The 19720-nt window shown below is 37.9% G+C and carries 17 protein-coding genes; 10 read left to right on the forward strand and 7 right to left on the reverse strand.

Annotation, left to right across the window (positions count from 1 at the left end):
* Window positions 1-19: 19 nt before the first annotated feature.
* Window positions 20-1324: an Nramp family divalent metal transporter gene (locus tag QOS06_RS03455; protein WP_085679027.1), complete on the reverse strand. Its 1305-nt coding sequence runs from the start codon at window positions 1322-1324 to the stop codon at window positions 20-22.
* Between the two features lie 2 nt (window positions 1325-1326).
* A complete protein-coding gene (gene hemH, locus QOS06_RS03460; protein WP_152719107.1) occupies window positions 1327-2259 on the reverse strand; it encodes a ferrochelatase in 933 nt (310 codons plus the stop codon).
* A 449-nt stretch (window positions 2260-2708) separates the two neighbouring features.
* On the opposite strand from hemH, the gene QOS06_RS03465 reads away from it, so the two are divergent.
* Both QOS06_RS03465 and QOS06_RS03470 read left to right on the forward strand, forming a co-directional pair.
* On the forward strand, window positions 2709-3623 hold the full coding sequence (locus tag QOS06_RS03465; RefSeq protein WP_085679021.1) for a PLP-dependent cysteine synthase family protein: 915 nt from the start codon (window positions 2709-2711) through the stop codon (window positions 3621-3623).
* Between the two features lie 194 nt (window positions 3624-3817).
* Complete coding sequence (locus QOS06_RS03470) at window positions 3818-4357, forward strand: flavodoxin family protein (protein ID WP_085720086.1); 540 nt, start codon at window positions 3818-3820, stop codon at window positions 4355-4357.
* 82 nt (window positions 4358-4439) lie between these two features.
* On the opposite strand, the gene QOS06_RS03475 is transcribed toward QOS06_RS03470, so the two are convergent.
* Complete coding sequence (locus tag QOS06_RS03475) at window positions 4440-5468, reverse strand: YeiH family protein (protein ID WP_085719326.1); 1029 nt, start codon at window positions 5466-5468, stop codon at window positions 4440-4442.
* Between the two features lie 179 nt (window positions 5469-5647).
* Between QOS06_RS03475 and QOS06_RS03480 the strand changes: the two genes are divergently transcribed.
* Window positions 5648-6364: an alpha/beta hydrolase gene (locus tag QOS06_RS03480; protein WP_283595502.1), complete on the forward strand. Its 717-nt coding sequence runs from the start codon at window positions 5648-5650 to the stop codon at window positions 6362-6364.
* A 207-nt stretch (window positions 6365-6571) separates the two neighbouring features.
* Here the strand turns inward: QOS06_RS03480 and abc-f are convergent, their stop codons facing one another.
* Together abc-f and QOS06_RS03490 are read right to left on the reverse strand one after the other, a co-directional pair.
* Window positions 6572-8041, reverse strand: a complete 1470-nt coding sequence (abc-f, locus tag QOS06_RS03485) for a ribosomal protection-like ABC-F family protein (RefSeq protein ID WP_152709213.1) — start codon at window positions 8039-8041, stop codon at window positions 6572-6574.
* A 263-nt stretch (window positions 8042-8304) separates the two neighbouring features.
* Window positions 8305-9249 carry a Dyp-type peroxidase gene (locus tag QOS06_RS03490; RefSeq protein ID WP_011953543.1) on the reverse strand — a complete coding sequence of 315 codons (945 nt, stop codon included), beginning with the start codon at window positions 9247-9249 and terminating at the stop codon, window positions 8305-8307.
* Window positions 9250-9383: 134 nt separating this feature from the next.
* On the opposite strand from QOS06_RS03490, the gene QOS06_RS03495 reads away from it, so the two are divergent.
* The 4 genes from QOS06_RS03495 (at window position 9384) to gtfA (ending at window position 15246) form a co-directional block, all read left to right on the forward strand.
* Entirely contained in the window at window positions 9384-10901 is a 1518-nt protein-coding gene (locus QOS06_RS03495) for a YfcC family protein (RefSeq protein ID WP_283595504.1), read from the forward strand.
* A 12-nt stretch (window positions 10902-10913) separates the two neighbouring features.
* Window positions 10914-12248 carry a dipeptidase gene (locus QOS06_RS03500; RefSeq protein ID WP_003670741.1) on the forward strand — a complete coding sequence of 445 codons (1335 nt, stop codon included), beginning with the start codon at window positions 10914-10916 and terminating at the stop codon, window positions 12246-12248.
* Window positions 12249-12544: 296 nt separating this feature from the next.
* On the forward strand, window positions 12545-13762 hold the full coding sequence (locus tag QOS06_RS03505; protein ID WP_228340886.1) for an MFS transporter: 1218 nt from the start codon (window positions 12545-12547) through the stop codon (window positions 13760-13762).
* A gap of 26 nt (window positions 13763-13788) precedes the next feature.
* The gene (gtfA, locus tag QOS06_RS03510; protein ID WP_003668877.1) at window positions 13789-15246 is read left to right on the forward strand and encodes a sucrose phosphorylase; all 1458 of its coding nucleotides are present in this window, start codon (window positions 13789-13791) and stop codon (window positions 15244-15246) included.
* 151 nt (window positions 15247-15397) lie between these two features.
* On the opposite strand, the gene QOS06_RS03515 is transcribed toward gtfA, so the two are convergent.
* The gene (locus tag QOS06_RS03515; protein WP_099979686.1) at window positions 15398-16195 is read right to left on the reverse strand and encodes a serine hydrolase; all 798 of its coding nucleotides are present in this window, start codon (window positions 16193-16195) and stop codon (window positions 15398-15400) included.
* 193 nt (window positions 16196-16388) lie between these two features.
* Between QOS06_RS03515 and QOS06_RS03520 the strand changes: the two genes are divergently transcribed.
* Window positions 16389-17633, forward strand: coding sequence for a D-alanyl-D-alanine carboxypeptidase family protein (locus QOS06_RS03520; RefSeq protein WP_098046620.1), 1245 nt, complete (start codon window positions 16389-16391; stop codon window positions 17631-17633).
* A gap of 177 nt (window positions 17634-17810) precedes the next feature.
* Window positions 17811-18251, forward strand: a complete 441-nt coding sequence (locus QOS06_RS03525; RefSeq protein ID WP_283595506.1) for a hypothetical protein — start codon at window positions 17811-17813, stop codon at window positions 18249-18251.
* 78 nt (window positions 18252-18329) lie between these two features.
* On the opposite strand, the gene QOS06_RS03530 is transcribed toward QOS06_RS03525, so the two are convergent.
* Window positions 18330-19367: an aldose epimerase family protein gene (locus QOS06_RS03530; RefSeq protein WP_085679004.1), complete on the reverse strand. Its 1038-nt coding sequence runs from the start codon at window positions 19365-19367 to the stop codon at window positions 18330-18332.
* 117 nt (window positions 19368-19484) lie between these two features.
* Between QOS06_RS03530 and QOS06_RS03535 the strand changes: the two genes are divergently transcribed.
* Window positions 19485-19685 (forward strand): hypothetical protein, encoded by a 201-nt coding sequence (locus QOS06_RS03535; RefSeq protein ID WP_003670730.1) that lies wholly within the window; start codon window positions 19485-19487, stop codon window positions 19683-19685.
* Window positions 19686-19720: the final 35 nt, after the last annotated feature.

Raw genomic sequence — 19720 nt, forward strand, 5'->3', positions numbered from 1 at the left:
TTATAATGATAAACAAAAATTATACCAACACCAGCAAGTTTAATCCAGTGACCAAACTAGCCAAAACATATCCAAGGACGGTTTGCCATGGTGAATTGACATGTGGTCCCATCAGTTTCTTATTGCCCGTCAAAGCAACAAGGGGATAGAGCGTAAATGGCAAGGCGATACTGAGGACGATTTGCGCATAAATGATGAGTTGTTCAAATTGTTCTTCGTTGAAATTAATCATGAAGCCGATAATTAAGATTGGTACTAAGGTTACGGCCCGCGTAAGGAGACGCCTTTTCCAGAGTGGGAGGCGAATGTTGATAAATCCTTCCATGACAATTTGTCCAGCCAAGGTACTAGTGATGGAGGAGATTAAACCAGTTACCAAAAGGGCAAAGGCAAACAACCAACTCATTAATGGGCTTGCTAGAGCACCAACGATATGGGGATTCTTTAGCCCGAAAAAGACATCCTCAAGACTACCGAGACTTGCCGCATGAAAGAAGAGGGTTCCGCCTAGTACAAGCAGAAGGGCGTTGACGATGAAGGCTGCAAAAAGGTGAATTAATGAATCCCAGTTAGCAAAACGGAGCGTTTCTTTGACTTGCTTTGGATCATGCTCATCATAGCGTCGACTTTGCGCCAGGGAGGAATGAAGATAAATATTATGGGGCATAATCGTGGCGCCGACAATCCCTAAACTAATTAGCAACTCACTGTGATTAGTAAAAATAGTGGAACGGGGAATAAATCCGTCCATGATCGCGGAAAATTCAGGGTGGGCCCGACATACTTCAATCGCAAAGATGGCACCGACAACCAGAATAGCAGTTAAAACGATAAATTCAATTCGGCGAATCCCAAAGTGGAGGAAGAAAAGGACTACTAAAACGTCCGCAATTGTTAATAGCACCCCGACAAGCAATGGCAGCTTGAATAACATATTTAAGGCAACAGCAGTTCCAACGACTCCGGTTAAGTCCGTTGCCATCATCGCTATTTCATTAAATAACCACAGGGCAATCCGCAGGGGAGTAGGTAAACGCCGCGCAATTGCTTGGGCGAGGTCGGTTCGGGTGGTAACGCCAAGTTTGATTGCTAAAGATTGCATATACATAGCGATTAAAATGGCAGTAAAAAGGACTACTAATAGCTGATAGCGGTATTGGCTACCACCAGCAAGCGACGTTAACCAATTACCTGGATCCATATAACCAACGGCGACTAAAGCACCGGGACCACTATAAGCGAGAAATTTCTGCCAAAATGCACTTTGATAGACATTTGGTACATCAACACTCCCATTGATTTCGTCTAAACTTTTCCGTTCCATTTTTATCCCTTTCGTTGCACAAGATCAGTAATAAACTGAGCAAATTCTGGTGAGTCATTGAGCGAAGGGACCATTACAAGGTTATTTCCGCCATTTTCACGAAAGACTTGATAGTTCTGCACTTGATCTTCTTCTAATGTTTCTAAACAGTCCGCTACAAATGATGGAGCAACGACTAACACATCACGATGACCGAGTTGTGCCTCATTAAGCAGCGTATTCCGGAGGTAAGGTTTTAACCATGGCATTGGGCCAAACTTAGATTGGTAAGCCATCTTAATTTGCTTTTCAGGAATGTCCAGCCGTTTAATCAGTTCCGCGGTGGCCGCTTCTGTTTCATCACGATAAGGATCACCATGATTAACCATGGCTGTCGGAATTCCATGATACGAAATGAGTAATTTGTCATATTTCCCTTTATCCCATGCCGTTTGGATTTGCTTAGCCAATAAGTCTAAATAATCTTCTTCTGCCGAGAAACGATCAATTATTTTCGCTTCTGGATCAGCATCCTTTACCTTCTCAATAACCGTTTGGGTTGTACTTTTAGTGAAAAAAGGGAAGAGAGGGAGAACCGTAATATTTTGACATTCCTTTTTCATTTCGACAATTGTGTCACTAATTTTAGGCTTGCCATAGGTCATTGCCATTTTGACAATCCACTCCGGCATCAATTTCTGGACCTTAGCAACCAACCGTTCTGTGTAGACAATCAATGGAGACCCATCTTTTGTCCAACAATTACGATAAAAAGTCGCTGATCGCCATGACCGAGTTGGAAGAATAATTCCGCGAAGGAGTGGTTGCCATAGTGCTGGTGGCATTTCGATAACATTCCGATCGCTGAGAAATTCTTTCAAATAACGCTTAACGTCGGGAGTTGTTGGCGTATCGGGTGAACCGAGATTGACTAATAATAGTCCGTTCTTTTTCATGTGTAGCGCTCCTGTTTTATAAAATGATTCTTTTTTATTTTACACCTGTCTATGTAAATTTTCTTGACAACTTACTTTTAACTAGTTATTATTACTGTAATTTGAAATACGAGGAAATTACCAATGGAAAACAATTATTTTGTTAACGCAAATATTTGTTGTTGTGAATCGCGTCTTATGCGACTCACTTTTTGGTATACTCATTTTTAATTGAATTACTATCAAGTTGATAACACATAAGGCGAGGCTGAGAAAAAACTTTTGTTTTTTCAACAGCCTCGTTTTTTATAGGTATATTGTTACGATATCGTGGAAATTAACCACAAGGCTCGAGGCTAAGTTCGAACGATAATCAGCCCGTGCCGTGCTAATCACCATTCTATCCTTAGCCCACCGCCTTGTCGAGGAGGTTAATTCCCACTTACTTTTCTGAGGAAGAAGGAACTATTATGTTAGTTGAAAATACTTATGATTTGATTGGTCACACCCCCTTGATGCACTTGCCGATGAAGACTCCGAATGACGTTAATATTTATGCTAAGCTCGAAATGTTTAACCCAGGCGGCAGTATCAAGGATCGTTTGGGGATGGCGCTAATCCAGCGAGGAATGGAAGAAGGAAAAATAAAAGATACAACGACAATCATCGAGCCAACTGCCGGAAATACAGGGATTGGAGTCGCTTTAGCAGCACTAAAATACCATTTACCAGTTAAATTAGTGGTACCAGAAAAGTTTAGTTTTGAAAAGCAAACATTAATGCGTGCGTTGGGAGCCGAAGTGATTAATACTCCGAGTGAAGAAGGGATCAAAGGAGCAATTGCGGCCGCCAAAGAATTAGCTGCTGAAATCGGGGATGCTTACGTGCCTTTACAATTCCAGAATCCAGCGAATGCTGATGTTTATCAACGCACCTTGGGACCGGAAATTTTAGCTGATCTTGCTAATAAACCGCTGGCGGCCTTTGTAGCTGGTGCAGGAAGTGGTGGCACTTTTGCGGGAATTCAAAAGGCGCTCCAAGATGCTTACCCAGAATTAAAAGGCTATATTGTTGAACCAGCCGGATCGATTTTAAATGGGGGTCCAGCCCATAGTCACCGTACAGAAGGAATTGGAGTGGAGTTTATTCCACCGTTTTTCAAGGACTTAGATTATACCGGGGTAAAAACAATCAGTGATGAGGATGCATTCTATTATGTTCGCTGGGTTGCTAAAAATCTCGGCCTCTTTATTGGTAGCTCTAGTGGGGCTGCGCTTGCGGCAAGTTTAGAAGTTGCTAAAGAATTGCCACACGGGGCTAATTTAGTCACGGTATTTCCTGATTCAAGCGAGCGCTACCTTAGTGAACATATTTATGAGGAATAGGCATGAATATCTTTCATTTCATTACGGATCGTTCATACATTAAGGAAGAACAAAAACGAGAGCGTACTAAGTTAAATTGGTTGAAAATCTTTAGTTGGCCTCGTTAATTCATTTTAGTTATCTATTAATATTCAATGTTTCTATTTCTAATTTAGTCGAACTATCACTATAATTAAATAAGAAAGGACGGGATCATGATGAAGATTATTGTATTAACAGGAAGTCCCCATCATCCAGGAACTTCTGAGCAATTAGCAGATGCCTTTGTTAAGGGCGCAACTGAAGCAGGAAATGAAGTTTATCGCTTTGATGCTGGACGCCGGACCGATGAATTTTCGATGATTAAATTGGAAGACAATCATCCCGGACAAGAAGTTGCGATTGAACCGAATGATGTTATTACTAATGAAGTAATGCCTAAGCTGTTAGCGGCAGACATGGTAGTCTTGGTTAGTTCGCTATATTATTACGGGATCAATGCAGCGCTAAAAGCAGTGATTGATCGTTTCTACAACTATAACCATGAACTTCACGGCGGAAAGAAAGCTATTACTTTAGTAAGTGGTTATGGTCAAGAAGATGCCTTTGCTTCACTTAACTTATATTTTAAGCAATTGCTTGAATATATGCGTTGGGATAAAGTAGGAGAGGTGCTCGCAGCTGATTCTTGGAATAATCAAAAACTAGCTAAACATGTTGAAGAAGCTTACCAGCTGGGAAAGACGGTTAAATAGAAGAATATAAATAAAAAGCGTTAAATTGGAGGAATGGCTATATGCCACTAAAATAAATCCTCAATTTAACGCTTTTAATAACTTAGAAGAATATTTTACTCATAATAATCATAAATACCAATAAACAGGTTGAGCTAATCACAGCCGCACCCAAAACGGCCCCTCCACGTTTAAAAATAACCTTAAAGTTTACTGAAACACCTAATGCAGCCATTGCCATTCCTAAAAAGATATAGGCTGCTTGAACAAGTGCATCAAGAAAGGCTGGTGAGAATGGAAGAAAGGTTCCTAACACACTAGTTAAAATAAAACCACCAAGGAACCAAGGAATTGGTAATTTCTTTGGTTCTTTAGTATGTTCTTCTTCACTTTCAACTATAAGGCGGTGTTGATACCAGTAACCAACAATTAAAGCGACTGGCGCTAAGAGAAGAACCCGTGAAAGTTTCATAATAAGGGCGTTATCTAAACTTGCTTCACCAAAAGCTCCCCCGGCTGCAACGGCATGAGCAATTTCATGTAATGAACCACCGGCAACAATTCCAAACTGTGGATCAGTAAGCCCGAGGAGTGGCTTGATTCCAATTTCAACTAAAGTAAAAACTGTCCCCATTACACAAACAACAGCAACAGCTAATACTTCATTTTCTCGTTTGCGCTCCTCGTTGTCAGTTTCAATTTGTGGTGAAACCCCCATTACAGCAGCCGCTCCACAAATACCACAGCCACAAGCAGAAAGGATAGCTAATTCATCTTCTGCACCAAACTTTCGACTAAGCCAATAAGTGAGGACAATCGTTCCGGTAACCCCAATAGCCGCAACCAAAATAGTCTTAACCCCAGCGGCAGCAAGTTTTTCTAGGTTTAAGCGGAAACCAAGAAGAATAATACCAAGCCGTAAAAATTTGTTAGAAATAAATCCGATGCCGCCTTGAGCCTCATTCCGCAAGCTAGCAGGAGTCAACTGCATGGCAATACCTAATAATAAAGCAATAACCAATGCTCCAATCAGGTTGACATAAGGTAGTTTTGCTAAAAGCACCCCAGCAACAGAACAAATTAAGGTCATAATAGCAGCAATCCAGAATGACTTAGTCTTCATAATACTCATTAGATTTTCTAACCCCCAAATAATAATTGATACCTTATCACTTTAACAAATGTATCATGATAAACAAGGGGAAATTTGTGAATTAATAACAATTTTTTACCTGTATCGTTTATTGCATATTGAGGTTATACTATTATTTGTAATTTTAACATTTAGCAAAATCAAAATGAGGTGAGAAAATGGAAATTAAAAGTGTTAACTTAGATCAACCATATTCGTCTCTAGATATTTATCATAGTAATACTGATAAAACTTTACCCGGCCTTGTTATTTTGCCAGGAGGCAGTTATAACAAGATTATGGAACGAGATTCTGAGCGGGTGGCATTAACGTTTGCAACCCATGCATGGCAAACATTTGTTATGCGGTATCCAGTAGTTGAACATAAAAATTATGAAGAAGCCAAAATAGCAGTTCACCAAGCATTTGAATATATTGTTAACCATGCAAATGAATTAGATGTTGACGTTGATCGACTGGGAATTATTGGCTTTTCTGCAGGAGGCCAAATTGCCGCTGCATATAGTAACGAAAAACTAACACACGCTAAATTTGCCGCATTAGGATATCCTGTTATTCAACCCTTGATTGATGAACGCATGGGGGTTACAACAGAAAATGTAGCGGAATTGGTAAATCCACAAACACCACCAACCTTTATGTGGGGATCGGCAAAAGATGAATTAACTCCCTTTGTTGATCACCTCCAAGTATATGCAGATGCGTTAATCAAGTATGATGTTCCATATGAATTACATGAGTTTGGCACTGGGGGACATGGAATCGCATTAGCTAACGAATATACTGGTATTGTCAATAATGATCGGGTAGATAATCATATGGGAAAGTGGTTCCCACTATTTCTTGAGTGGTTAACTGAATTGAATTTAATTTAGCTAAAAATTATGGGAGCGAGACAGAAGTCACTCGTGACTTCGTTTTCGAGCCCCCGCAAGCAACAATAGGCCTTCAACGTTCGACTTTGCCGGACGATGAAGGCCATTGTTGTACTGCGCTGTTCGTATTTTGTGGAAGTGACCTAACTTGTGTCACAGCTCCTTTTTTACATTAAGTTGGTAAATTTGATTATTTCCCAGGAAATATTAAATTTCAATTTTCTTTGTGGCAGTTTGCTTAATGAAATTTTGATCATGTTCAACAATTAGCATTGGTGGTCGCTTTTCTTGAATTAACTGAATTAGTTGTTGCTGATTATAGGTATCAAGATAATTTAGCGGCTCATCCCATAAATAAAGGTGAGCGGGCTCAGCTAATGACCGTGCTAGTTCAACCTTCTTTTGTTGTCCCATACTCATTTCTTCAATCGGAACATTAAAAGTAGCACGTTCCATCCCTAATTTACGAAGAAGGTTAAGAAATTGATCGTAGTTAATTTTAGAAGAAGATGCAAAACTACGTAAACTTCCATGATTATCAGAATAATCTTGACGTACTGTGCTGATTTTAAGGGCACTGCTAAAAAGTATATCTCCGCTTTGCTTACCACTGAATGTCCCGATGATTGCATTAATAATACTAGATTTTCCAGTACCATTATTCCCACAGAGCAGGACCTGCTCATTTTTTTCAATGGTTGCAGTGATATTAGAACAGAGTTGTTTAGTTGGATACGATAACGTTAGATCATTAATGCTTAACAATAGTTGATGATTAGTGGGGAGGACATTAATTGTTAGCGGAACAACATTTTCAATCTCTTTTAAAAGTCCTTTTCGTTCCTCGATTGCGGTGTCTAAGCGTCCTTTCATTATGGTTGCTTTTTTCATCATTTTTGCAGCTTTGGCACCAATAAAGCCTTTATCCGCATGAGAATTATTCTTCTTTTCATTTTCTGCTTGTTGAGCCCATTGAGATTTTGCCTGACGTGTTTGCTTTAAATGATGAATATCTTTTAATAAATTTTCGTTTTTCTTGATGGCCGTAGAATCTCGTTGCTCCTTATGAACGAAATAATCACTGTAATTACCACGGGTTAAAACAAGCTGGTGTTGTTCAATCACTAATGAATGGTCAATGACTTTATCGAGAAAATCTCGGTCATGGCTAGTGATAATGAAGCCGTTTTTTTTCGCTTTTAGATATTGAGCAATTTGTTTTCGACCATCCTGATCAAGGTGATTAGTCGGTTCGTCAAGCAGGGGGAAATATCCATCCTGGGCAAAAAGGGTTGCTAGCATCACATGTGTTTGTTCGCCACCACTAAGACTACTGAAAGGTTGCCATAGTAATTCTGTGGGAGTTGCCATCAAATTTAATTCTCGTTCGATTTGCCATTGCTCACCTTGATAGCCACTTCTCATAAGGACATTCATTGTGTAATCATTCGGTTCACGAATTACTAATGGATAATAGTTAAACTTAAGATTGGTTTGAATACTTCCTTGAAAGGAAAGTTGCTTTTGCAAGATTTTGAGTAGTGTGGTTTTGCCCCGACCGTTTCGTCCAAGAAGACCAAGTTTCCAATCGCTGCTAATATTAAGATCACAATGATTAAAAAGCGGTTCTTGTCCCGGATAAGCAAAAGTTAAATTATTTATCGTGATTGGTTCCATTAAAAAACCACCCTTTCGTTACTCGCAGAAAAGGTAACGAAAAAAAGCCCACCACTACAGGTAGACTTTTAAACTAATGGTATTGGCCCATTAGTTCTCATTTATTGATCAATCATTGAAAAATAATTCTACCCGTAGTACCTTTCTGCGTGAATCCACAGTTCCAGATACATTAAATTGTGTAGAATTAAAATTTCAATGGATGATCCCTCCTAAAATTTGCTGCTAATAATATAGCAATTTGCCTTCAACTTGTCAATCAACTAATTTAATTCGCCTTCAGCAATTTGATCCAACATTGGACGCGAAGGAATAAAGAAGAGTTGACCACCTAAAATATCAGAGAAAGTTAGGAGATAATCGTTTTGCTCAAGCATATTTTCAAGCATCTTCTTAGTTACAGTCCAATGCCGTGAATAACCAATAAAGAAAGTTCCAGTATTATCAGCGGCAGGGTCTGAATATGGAACATTCATGCGCACAATCTTCTGTTCAATACCATCAATTTCCGCTTGGGAAGCGACATTATGAGCATTCTTAAACTTCTCTTTTTCGCTTAATTCTAAGTCAGAAAACTTCTTTCGTCCAACAGCTTTTTCTTGCGTTTCAGTAGTTAGCTTATTCCAAATGTCCATGTTATGCCGCCATTTTTGTGCAAAGGCATATGAACCATTTTCAAACGTAGGATCCTCATCACCAATAATTGCGTATTCAGCAGCATCCTGAGGTTCCGGATTTTCAGTTCCATCAATAAAGCCAATAATGGCCCGGCCTTCAAAATAGCGAAAGCCCTTTGTTTCATCAACAACATTAGTAATATCTCTAATAAAGAGCATTACTTGAGCCATGAATTCATAAACTGCAGCCTCATCGTTTGCACGAATATGGAGGAAAATATCTCCTTTTGCGGCAGGCATTTTGTATTTTGGCCCGGTTAATGTTTGGTAAGTTTCTAATTCTTTGGGTTTAGGGGCATTTGGGAAAAGATAGTCCCATGCGTCGTTGCTAAAGCCTAAAGAAACTTTAAGATTACCCTTATTATCCCGAATTCGCAGTGATCGAGTAATTGCTTGGAACCGTTCAACAAATTCTTGAATTGCTTCTTGTTCCTTTGCTTGATTTTCTCGTTTTAATTCTAATACAGTAAATTGGACATGTTCACCGGCGTCTTTCCAAACGTCTTGTGCTTTATTAGGATTCATTACCATTAGCTTCAGCCTCCTTAAAATTATTACAAGGCAATTATAGCATTCTTTAAGGATAATTTTTAGATTGAGTTGAAGCCGCTTTCAAACCGAATTAAAATAAAATTGATACTAATTTTACAAAAGAGGCGGTTATTGTGCAGGAAACACAAACGAAGAAAAAACATCATTTTCATATGCCCTCTGCGTTTACAATTTTATTTTTAATTATTATTTTAATTGCAATTTTAACGTGGATTATACCAGCAGGGACATATGAGACGGATAAAGCTGGAAATATTATTTCTGGCACATATAAGGCGGTGACAAATAAACCCCAGGGAATTTGGGATGTCTTTATGGCACCCGTTATCGGGATGGTCGGTGACAAAAAGACAGATGGAGCCATCTCAGTATCACTATTTATTCTTGTTATTGGTGGATTCTTGGGAGTGGTTAATAAGACAAATGCATTAAACGAAGGAATCGGTTCAATCGTTCGCCAGTATAAGGGACGAGAAAAACAATTGATTCCAATTTTAATGCTTCTGTTTGCTCTTGGTGGATCAACATATGGAATGGGGGAAGAAACGATTGCATTCTATCCTCTCTTGATCCCCGTGATGATGGGTGTTGGCTTTGATTCAATTGTAGCGGTTGCGATTGCTTTAGTGGGAAGTCAAGTTGGTTGTTTAGCATCAACTGTTAACCCGTTTGCCACAGGAGTAGCTTCTCAAACGTTAAATATTTCTCCTGGTGATGGTTTAGTTTCCCGGGTAATCCTTTTAATTATTACGATAACGATTAGTATTATTTATGTTTACCACTATGCATCGGTAATTGAAAAAGATCCAACTAAATCATTGGTTTACAATCAACGAGCAGAAGATGAAAAGCACTTTTTAGTCAAGGCTGATCCTAATGACGATCATAAGATGACCGGTCGTCAAAAGACAGTTATTTGGCTATTCGGAATTACTTTTGTTGTGATGATTCTAGGACTAATTCCATGGTCAAACCTTAATAGCCATTGGACATTTTTTGATAAATTTACAAAGTGGTTGGTTAATATTCCATTCCTAGGCGACTTATTAGGGCATGATATGGCACCCCTTGGAACATGGTACTTCAATGAAATTACCATGCTCTTCCTCTTTATGTCGGTCTTGATTATGGCTGTTTACCATATGAAGGAAAGCGAATTTATTGATGCTTTCATGTCAGGAATGGGAGATTTCTTAAGCGTTGCAATTATTGTGGCAGTTGCACGGGGAATTCAAGTAATAATGAATAATGGGATGATCACTGGAACAGTTCTTCACTGGGGAGAATTGGGCCTTCATGGATTATCACAAACGATCTTTATTATTTTGACTTACATTTTCTATATCCCAATGTCATTCTTAATTCCATCAACGTCTGGGTTAGCTGCGGCAACGATGGGAATTATCGGACCAATGGGACATTTTGCGCATGTTTCTGGTAGCCTTGTTATTACTGCTTATCAAGCAGCTTCGGGTTGGGTTAACCTTATTACCCCAACTTCGGGAGTTGTTATGGGAGCATTAGCAATTGCGCATATTAATGTCGGCATTTGGTGGAAGTGGATGCTGAAATTAATGATTTATCTCTTTGTTGCTACTTGCTTGTTCTTAGGAATTGCTGCCTTGCTCTAGGAGGGGATTTAAATGGATAAAATTATTACAGAAGATGAACAAAAAGCTGCTGTTAAAACTTTAGAACGACTAATTTCTGTTCCATCATATAATCAACCAGTAGAAGAAGGCGCACCATTTGGCAAAGGAATTCGTAACGCCCTCGATGAAATGATGAAGATTTGTGATGAATTAGGTTTTAAGACCTATGAAGATCCAGACGGGTACTATAGCTATGCAGAAGTTGGTAGTGGGGACAAAATTTTTGGTGTAATTTGTCATCTTGATACGGTTCCTGCCGGCGATTTAGGCAAATGGAAACATAATCCATTTAAAGGCACAGTAATCAATGATGCAGTTTATGGACGAGGGTCACAAGATGATAAAGGTCCAGGAATTGCAGCTTTATATGCTGTTAAAGCATTGATGGATCAAGGTTATCACTTCAATCAACGAATTCGTTTTATTTATGGAACTGATGAAGAAATTCTATGGCGTGGAATTGCTGAATATAATAAAAAGGAAGCGCCAATTGATAGTGGAATTTCTCCTGATGCTGAATTTCCATTAATTTATGCTGAAAAGGGGTTGCAACAATCTTATCTCGTTGGTCCAGGAACAGATCAACTAAAGATTAACTTGAAAAATGCGTTTAATGCGGTCCCTGATAGTGCAGTGTACGATGGCCCAAAGCAGGATGAAGTGAAGGCGGCTTTAGATAAGCATGGCTTTGAATATACAAGTGACGACAATTCGATTACTGTTATTGGTAAGTCTGTTCATGCGATGATGGCACCGGAAGGAACGAATGCTGTTTTACGGTTAGCGATTGCGCTTGATGATGTTTTTGATTTTAAGCCACTTGATTTTATTGGCAAATTATTTAAGGAAGATGCAACGGGGAGCAATGTTCTCGGTGATGTTCGCGATGAGTCTGGACAATTAACTTTCAATATTTCTAGTCTTGAGATTAATGAAAATGAAACAAGAATGCAGATTGATTTACGAATTCCCGTAACGATCGATCGCGATAATTTACTAGCAAAACTAAGTAAACAGGTGGCAGCTTATGATTTGAAGTATGTTCATTTTGATTATTTAGCACCCCTGTACGTTCCAAAAGACAGTAAATTAGTGCAAACTTTGATGAAAGTTTATAAAGAACAAACTGGGGATGTTGATGCTGAACCACAAATTTCTGGTGGGGCAACATTTGCTCGAACCATGAATAATTGTGTTGCCTTTGGCGGAATGTTACCAACAACTCCCGATTATATGCATCAAGCTAATGAACAGTGGCCATTGCCAGACATGTATAAAGCGATGGAAATCTATGCGCAGGCAATCAAGAAGCTTTGTGTGGATTAAGTAAAAAAGAGTAAAACGATGAATTAGTCATTGCTTTACTCTTTTTTAATAAAAAAATTATAAAAATATAATGTATAGTTGTTCACAAATCGTTCAAAAAAGAGCTAAAATAGCGTTCTCATCCGTTTTCATCTATTTTCATTTAAAGTGCGTTATAATAACAATGTAATTGATTACAATTTTTTGTAATAAATCTTTGTTAAACGTTTGACATTTTAAAAAGTTCATTGTATATTATTGATGTACAAAAATGATAAACGTTTGTCAAATACCTATAGAAAGAGTACCTACTAATTATGAATAACAAAAATTCTCTTGTTACCAAATTGGCATTCCTGTCAGTTTCATTCATGGTTACGAGTGCTTATGCCATTCAAGGTTCTTTACCGCAATTAAAGGCGGCACTCGGAATCTCACAGACACAGTCAGAATATTTAGTTACAACTCCATCATTTGCTGTAATGATTTTTGTTGTCCTTTCACCATTACTTCAACAATGGTTCAATATTTCTGATAAAAAGATTATTATGGCCGGGGTTACAATTGTTGGTCTTGCCGGAATTGTTCCTATGTTTGCGAATGACTACACTGCGATTTTGATTTCCCGGTTAGTTTTAGGAGCAGGATTTGGTTTATATAACTCTCAAGCAATTTCGATGATTTCAGTTTGGTATGAAGGTACAACCCGAGCTCAAATGCTTGGTTGGCGTGCTGCGGCTGAACAAATCGGTCAAGCTTGTACCCTTGCAATTGCCGGATTAATTCTTAGTTATGCAGGTTGGCATGCATCATTTGCCGTTTATCTTCTTGCTTTCGTTGTTCTTTTCTTCTTTGCAGTTCGTGTTCCTGACGATAGCAAAGCACAAGATAATAACGTTGCAGAAGACGATCTTGCTGAAGAATTAACTGAAGTGGAAGAACCAATTAAAAAGATTAGTCCAGTAGTTTACCTCCTTGTTCTCTTTGCCTTCCTCTTAGTTGTAGATTATGTTGGAATGGAAAATCGTTTCCCTGGCCTAACCGTTGCAATTAAGGGAAGTAGCTATACTGGTTCATCAATGTTCCTTTCCTTAATGTTAATTGGGGCAACGCTTGGTGGTTTATTCTACGGATCAATTAATAAAGTGTTAGGTTTTAACACTGTTTACCTTGGTCTCGGGTTAATGGCCATTTCAAACTTCTTATTTGCCTTCGCAAACGGCAACTTTGCAATGTTAGTAATTGGTTTGCTTTTAATCGGCTTCCCACTACAATTAGTTTCTCCGTTGATTTTTAACTTGTTGCCGGATTTAGCTCCTGCTAAGCGTCAACCATTAGTAACTTCAATGGTACTGATTGGTTTTAACTTTGGAGCTTTCTTCTCACCAACAATTGCTGAATGGATGAATCGGTTAGTTGGTCGCCCAATGAGTGGCCTTGATCTTGCCGCACCATTCCCAATCTACGGGGTAATGCTAATAGTTATTGCCTTAATTATTTTCTTTGCAACTCGTCATTCTAAACAAGTTAACTAAATTTAAAATTATTGGAGGATATCATTATGCCAATCAAAAATGAAGCAATGTTAATTACTTACTCTGACTCAATGGGTAAAAATATTAAAGAAACTCATGAAGTATTAAAGAACTATATCGGTGATGCAATCGGCGGTGTTCACTTACTTCCATTCTTCCCATCAACTGGTGACCGTGGTTTCGCACCATACCGTTACGATGTTGTTGATTCTGCTTTTGGTAACTGGGATGATGTTGAAGCATTAGGTGAAGACTACTACTTAATGTTTGACTTCATGATTAACCATATTTCCAAGAAGTCTGAAATGTACCAAGACTTCAAGAAGAAGCACGATGATTCTAAGTACAACGACTTCTTTATTCGTTGGGAAAAGTTCTGGGAAAAAGCTGGTAAGAACCGTCCAACTCAAGAAGATGTTGACTTAATTTACAAGCGAAAGGATAAGGCTCCTAAGCAAGAAATTACCTTTGATGATGGTACTACTGAAAACTTATGGAACACTTTCGGTGAAGAACAAATTGATATTAATGTTAAGAGTAAGGTAGCTAACGAATTCTTCAAGGAAACATTAATTGACATGGTTAAGCACGGTGCAGATATGATTCGTCTTGATGCCTTTGCTTACGCTATTAAGAAAGTTGGTACTAATGATTTCTTCGTTGAACCTGAAATCTGGGATCTCTTAAATGAAGTTCAAGATATTTTGGCTCCTTACAAGGCCATCATCCTTCCTGAAATTCACGAACACTACACTATTCCACAAAAGATTTCACAACATGACTTCTTCATCTATGACTTTACCTTACCAATGACTACTCTTTATACCCTTTACTCTGGTAAGACTAACCGCCTTGCTAAGTGGTTAAAGATGTCACCAATGAAGCAATTTACTACTCTTGATACTCATGATGGTATTGGGGTTGTTGATGCTAAGGATATCTTAACTGATGATGAAATCGAATATGCATCCAATGAATTATACAAGGTTGGTGCTAACGTTAAGCGGAAATACTCAAGTGCTGAATACAACAACTTGGATATTTACCAAATTAACTCTACTTACTACTCTGCATTAGGTGACGATGACAAAGCTTACTTGCTTTCTCGTGCATTCCAAGTATTTGCACCTGGTATTCCAATGGTTTACTATGTTGGTTTACTTGCTGGTTCAAATGACCTTGAATTACTTGAAAAGACTAAGGAAGGTCGGAACATCAACCGTCACTACTACACTAAAGAAGAAGTTGCACAAGAAGTTCAACGTCCAGTAGTTAAGAACCTCTTAGACTTACTTGCATGGCGGAATAAATTTGCAGCCTTTGATCTTGATGGTTCAATTGAAGTGGAAACACCAACTGAAACAACTATCAAGGTTACGCGAAAAGATAAGGATGGCAAGAATGTGGCTGTTCTTGATGCTGATGCTGCTAACAAGACTTTCACTATTACAGCTAATGGTGAAAAAGTGATGGAACAAAAATAGTCATCAAATTAATTAGTAATCTCTCTCAAAACAAAATAGGTAGTATTCCTTTCCAAAACGCTTTATCTCTCTCAATAAACTACCTATAAAAATGGGGCTGGAAGAAAATTTGAAGTTTTCTTCCAGCCCCTATTTTGTTTATCATTTCAATTTAGTCTAATATTGGCTTTGTTACACGAGCAAGTTGTTCAATTACTTGTTGTCCCGCGGCCATTGATTGATTTTTATCAGTATAAACTGCAATTGTGTAGTCTTTTCCGTTGCTATTTTTTACGTAGCCAATACTATTGACGATCCATTCATCTTTACCGTAATTTAGCCAACCATTTTTTAATGCAAAATTATCGCTACTTGCTGAGATCCCCCAGGCTTGGTCACTTTCAACATTACCCATTAAATCACGAATTTCACTTCTTTCGTCATCAGATAAAACTTTAGACTTATAGAAAATATTATTTAATAGTTTAACTTGATCTTTTGGAGTAGTAACAGTTAATCCCCAACTGCTATTAGCCTGAGATTGGGTCATGCCAAATTTTTCAAAAGTTTGTTGGAGACCGTTTTTTCCGCCAAGATAATCTTCAAATAATTCGCTAGTTGAATCATTGTCACTCTGCTCAATCATTTTAGTGGCAAGTGATTTTTGATGGCTTGTAAGGGGACTTTGTTGTTTAGCAAGAATCCCTGCTAAAATACTAACCTTTACTGTACTAGCAGTTCGAAACTTATGCTGGGGTGCATTACTAGAAGTATAAATTTGGTGGGTCTTTGGTGAATATACCGCAATACTGACATTATTATTGGAAGTGAAGATGATTTTATTCCATGCGGATTTTAGGCGGGCACTTGTCGAGCTGAAGTGCCGAACACCCATAATAATAAGCAGAATAGCAATAATAATTAAGATAAGCCTGCGCGGTTTACGACGATGACGTTGCGATCTTTGCATTTTTTAACCGACCCTTTCTGATTAAAATTAGCATACTTATTAATAATACAGATAATTTTTGAAAGTTAAAAGGTGCAACTTCTTAATTTAATGAAAAATAAGGATTTCATTTGAATTGTTACCAAATCGTTACACCTTTTTTAGACAGAATAGGATATGATAGTTAGATGTGTAAAGGAGAGAAATTGTTATAATGAAAAAAGTTAAATCTTTTTTTGCCAAATTATTATTAATGACGGCAATAATTAGTATCTGTTTAAATGGCTTGGGGATGTTCGCAAAAGTTCATGCTGATACTGCGGCTTTTCAGATGGATGCACGAGCAGCTTATGCGATTGATGCAGAAAGTGGCCAGGTTCTATACCAAAAAAATGCAACTAAACGCTATCCAATTGCATCTGTAATTAAAATCTTAACTTTAGGAGTAATTTTACAAGATATTCGAAACCATCATTTAAAATGGGATCAAAAGATTAAGATTACACCAGCAGTTGCCAAGATGGCGGATGATTGGCACTTTTCAAATGTCCCATTAATGAATGGGGAAGAATACACAGTCCGTCAGTTAGTTGATTCGATGATGCTCGTATCTGCTGATGGAAGTACAGAAGCATTGGCATTAGCTGACGCGGGCAGTACAGAAGCCTTTAATAAAAAGATGATGGCATTTGCGAAAAAAGCTGGAGTTACAGATATAAAAATCTACAATATGATCGGGTTGCCTAACGGGGACTTAGGAAAACACAAACTTAAGGGTGTAGATAAAGATGCCGAAAACTTACTATCTGCTAAAGATGTTGCTCTTATCTCAAAGTATCTTGTTGAAAACTATCCTGAAACTCTCGACATTACAAAACAAAAATTTGCTAACTTTGATGTAACTAAAGACCAACAATATTTAATGACAAATGTGAATGCTCTTTTGCCGCAAAACGGTTTCGCTCCTAAGGATGGGGAAATTGACGGCTTAAAGACTGGAAATACTGATCGTGCGGGTAAATGTATTGTGTCAACAGGAACCTTTGCAGGACGCCGGATTATTTTAGTTGCCTTACATACAAAAGGGGAATGGAATGATCAGTCAAAGATGCAGCAAGACTTTTATAATAAGTTAATCGATGAGTACCAGCCGGTTGAAATCAAAAAAGTAAATGATCTTTCGGCCAAGCTTACTAGTGTAAAAGTAAAGAATGGTAAAAATAAAAATAAGGCTAATATTAAGCTAACAAAGAAGACTACCGTTTGGCTTCCAAAGAATATAAAATTACAAGCAACTAAACCAACATTACGAGTGCAGGGAGATGATCAAAAACAACTAACTGCGCCGCTAAAGAAAAATCAACAAGTTGGCTCAATTGAGTTGCATATTCCAGGGTTGCCTGATTTTAATATTCCAGTAAGTACAAGCCAAAGCGTTGCTAAAAAGTCGATGTTTTAATAAATAGATGATTGAATAGGAGAATTTCTATCAATCATCTATTTATTTAAGCGCTGAAATTACCTCAGAATAAAATTAACTATAATTTTAAGACGCATTATTTTTATAATTTAAATTATAAAAATATAATAAAAGTGAATTAGGAATTATAGCTATTATATTAGGAGGTAATTATTTATGGCTGATTACGCAAAACGTCAACTTAAGGCTTTGGATCGTATTGCAAAGAAGATTGCAGATGCTGAAGGACACTTAACAAAGATTGAAGATAGTGTTGACAATGAGAAGCACCGTACTGCTCAACACGAAACAATTAAGGATATTAAGTCAATCCTTAAGCATGCTTGGAAAGTAGATAAGGACTCAGTAAAGCTTGAAGAACGTGCTGGTGAAGGTCGTAAAGATCCAGCAGAAAATCACTATGTTTACATGGAAGATGAAGAAGGCGTTATTAAGGACCTTAACAAGGAATTTAAGGAACTTGATGAAAAGCTAGCAGCTCTTACCGATGATGAAGGTGGCAAGATCAAGGCATTCCGTGCAGAACACCACTACCTTGAAAAGGCAAAGGGAATCCTTCAAAAGGCTGGGAAGTATAACCCAGATGACAAAGACTAATTTATAATTCCTAACACATAAAAAGAGATCGGCAAATTGTCGATCTCTTTTTTTAGTGCATTTCACTTGGTAATTTAATTAGTATTCAACGTGCCATTTAATGGTGTATGCTTTTTCTTCGCCCGGATGTAAAGTAATATCGCCAAATTCTGGGTGATGAGGTGCATCCGAAAGATTTTGCGCTTCCATTGCTAATCCAAGGTGGGGATGAACTTGTCCGTGATTGTAAACCGCTGCATCATCTGAGTTCATCGTATACATAACTAATCCGTTACGATCGGAGTAAAGACTCATCTTTCGGCCGCTTTCTGGATCTTCAAGTGTGGCAACTGGCTTTGTGAGACTAGGAGTAACTTCCCAAATATCGTCAAAACCGTTTTCCTTAGTTGAACTCATTTTTTCTAGTGCATCGCCCATTGTAGTTGGGGTACTAAAGTCAAATGGAGTTCCTTCGTTAGCGATCTTTTCACCAGTTGGAATCTTGCCGTCGTCAACAGCTAAGTGATTTTCGGAGTTGACATAAAGCTTTAATTGATCAACCGTTGGAACATTTGCTGCTGCCATATTCCAGTAAGTGTGGTTGGTAGGATTGAACAACGTATCTGCATCAGTAGTAGCCGCCATCTTAAGTGAAAGAAAGTCGTCATTAGTTAAAGTGTAGGTTGCAGTAACATGCATCTTACCAGGGTATGTATCAACTTCAGGACTTAAGGTTAAACTAAGAGTGATGGAAACAGAATCATCAGTTGCTTTCGTGCTATCAACATGCCAAATGTGACTGTAAAAACCATTAGTTCCACCATGAAGAGCATTTTTACCTTCGTTTTGTTCGATTTGGTAATCGTTACCGTTAATACTGAACTTACCATCTGCAATTCGTCCAGCAACCCGGCCGATTAAGCGATTAGTACAAAAGCCATTATTAGTAAATTCGTCGAGGTTTTCAGAGGTCAAAATCATATCGGCCTTACCACCATCTTTTGTTGGAACTTTAAAAGATTGAAGTAAACCGGCAAAATCAAGAATTCCTACTTGAACACCATTATCGTTCGTTAAAATGTATTTTGTTACTGGATCGCCTTTGTAGGTTCCAAATGGTACTTTAGATATTTCCATAAAATATTTCCTCCTTGAAGTAAGCGCTTTTACAAATTCTATTTTACCACAATTTTATTTTAAAATTACGCAATCGTTTGCACAAAAATAGATATGCTAGAATGAATAAAAGTAAAGATGAATGATATTTATGAGGTATATAAAATGACCAAAAATAGATGGGACAAATTTAAAAAGAATTTTAGTAAAAATTTTATCGACTTTTTAATGATTTTCGCTGCTGAGCAAGATTTTATTAATAAGCATCGCCGTAAAAGTAGTGTAATCAAGGAACAAGACCGTTATGGAAGTGATCAGCGAAAAAAGTCTGAAAAATAGTATTAAAGAAGGACTTGCAAAACGATGAATGCAAG

The sequence above is a fragment of the Limosilactobacillus sp. DJ3M12 genome, assembly GCF_947381695.1.
Taxonomy (GTDB): Bacteria; Bacillota; Bacilli; order Lactobacillales; family Lactobacillaceae; genus Limosilactobacillus; species Limosilactobacillus kinnaridis.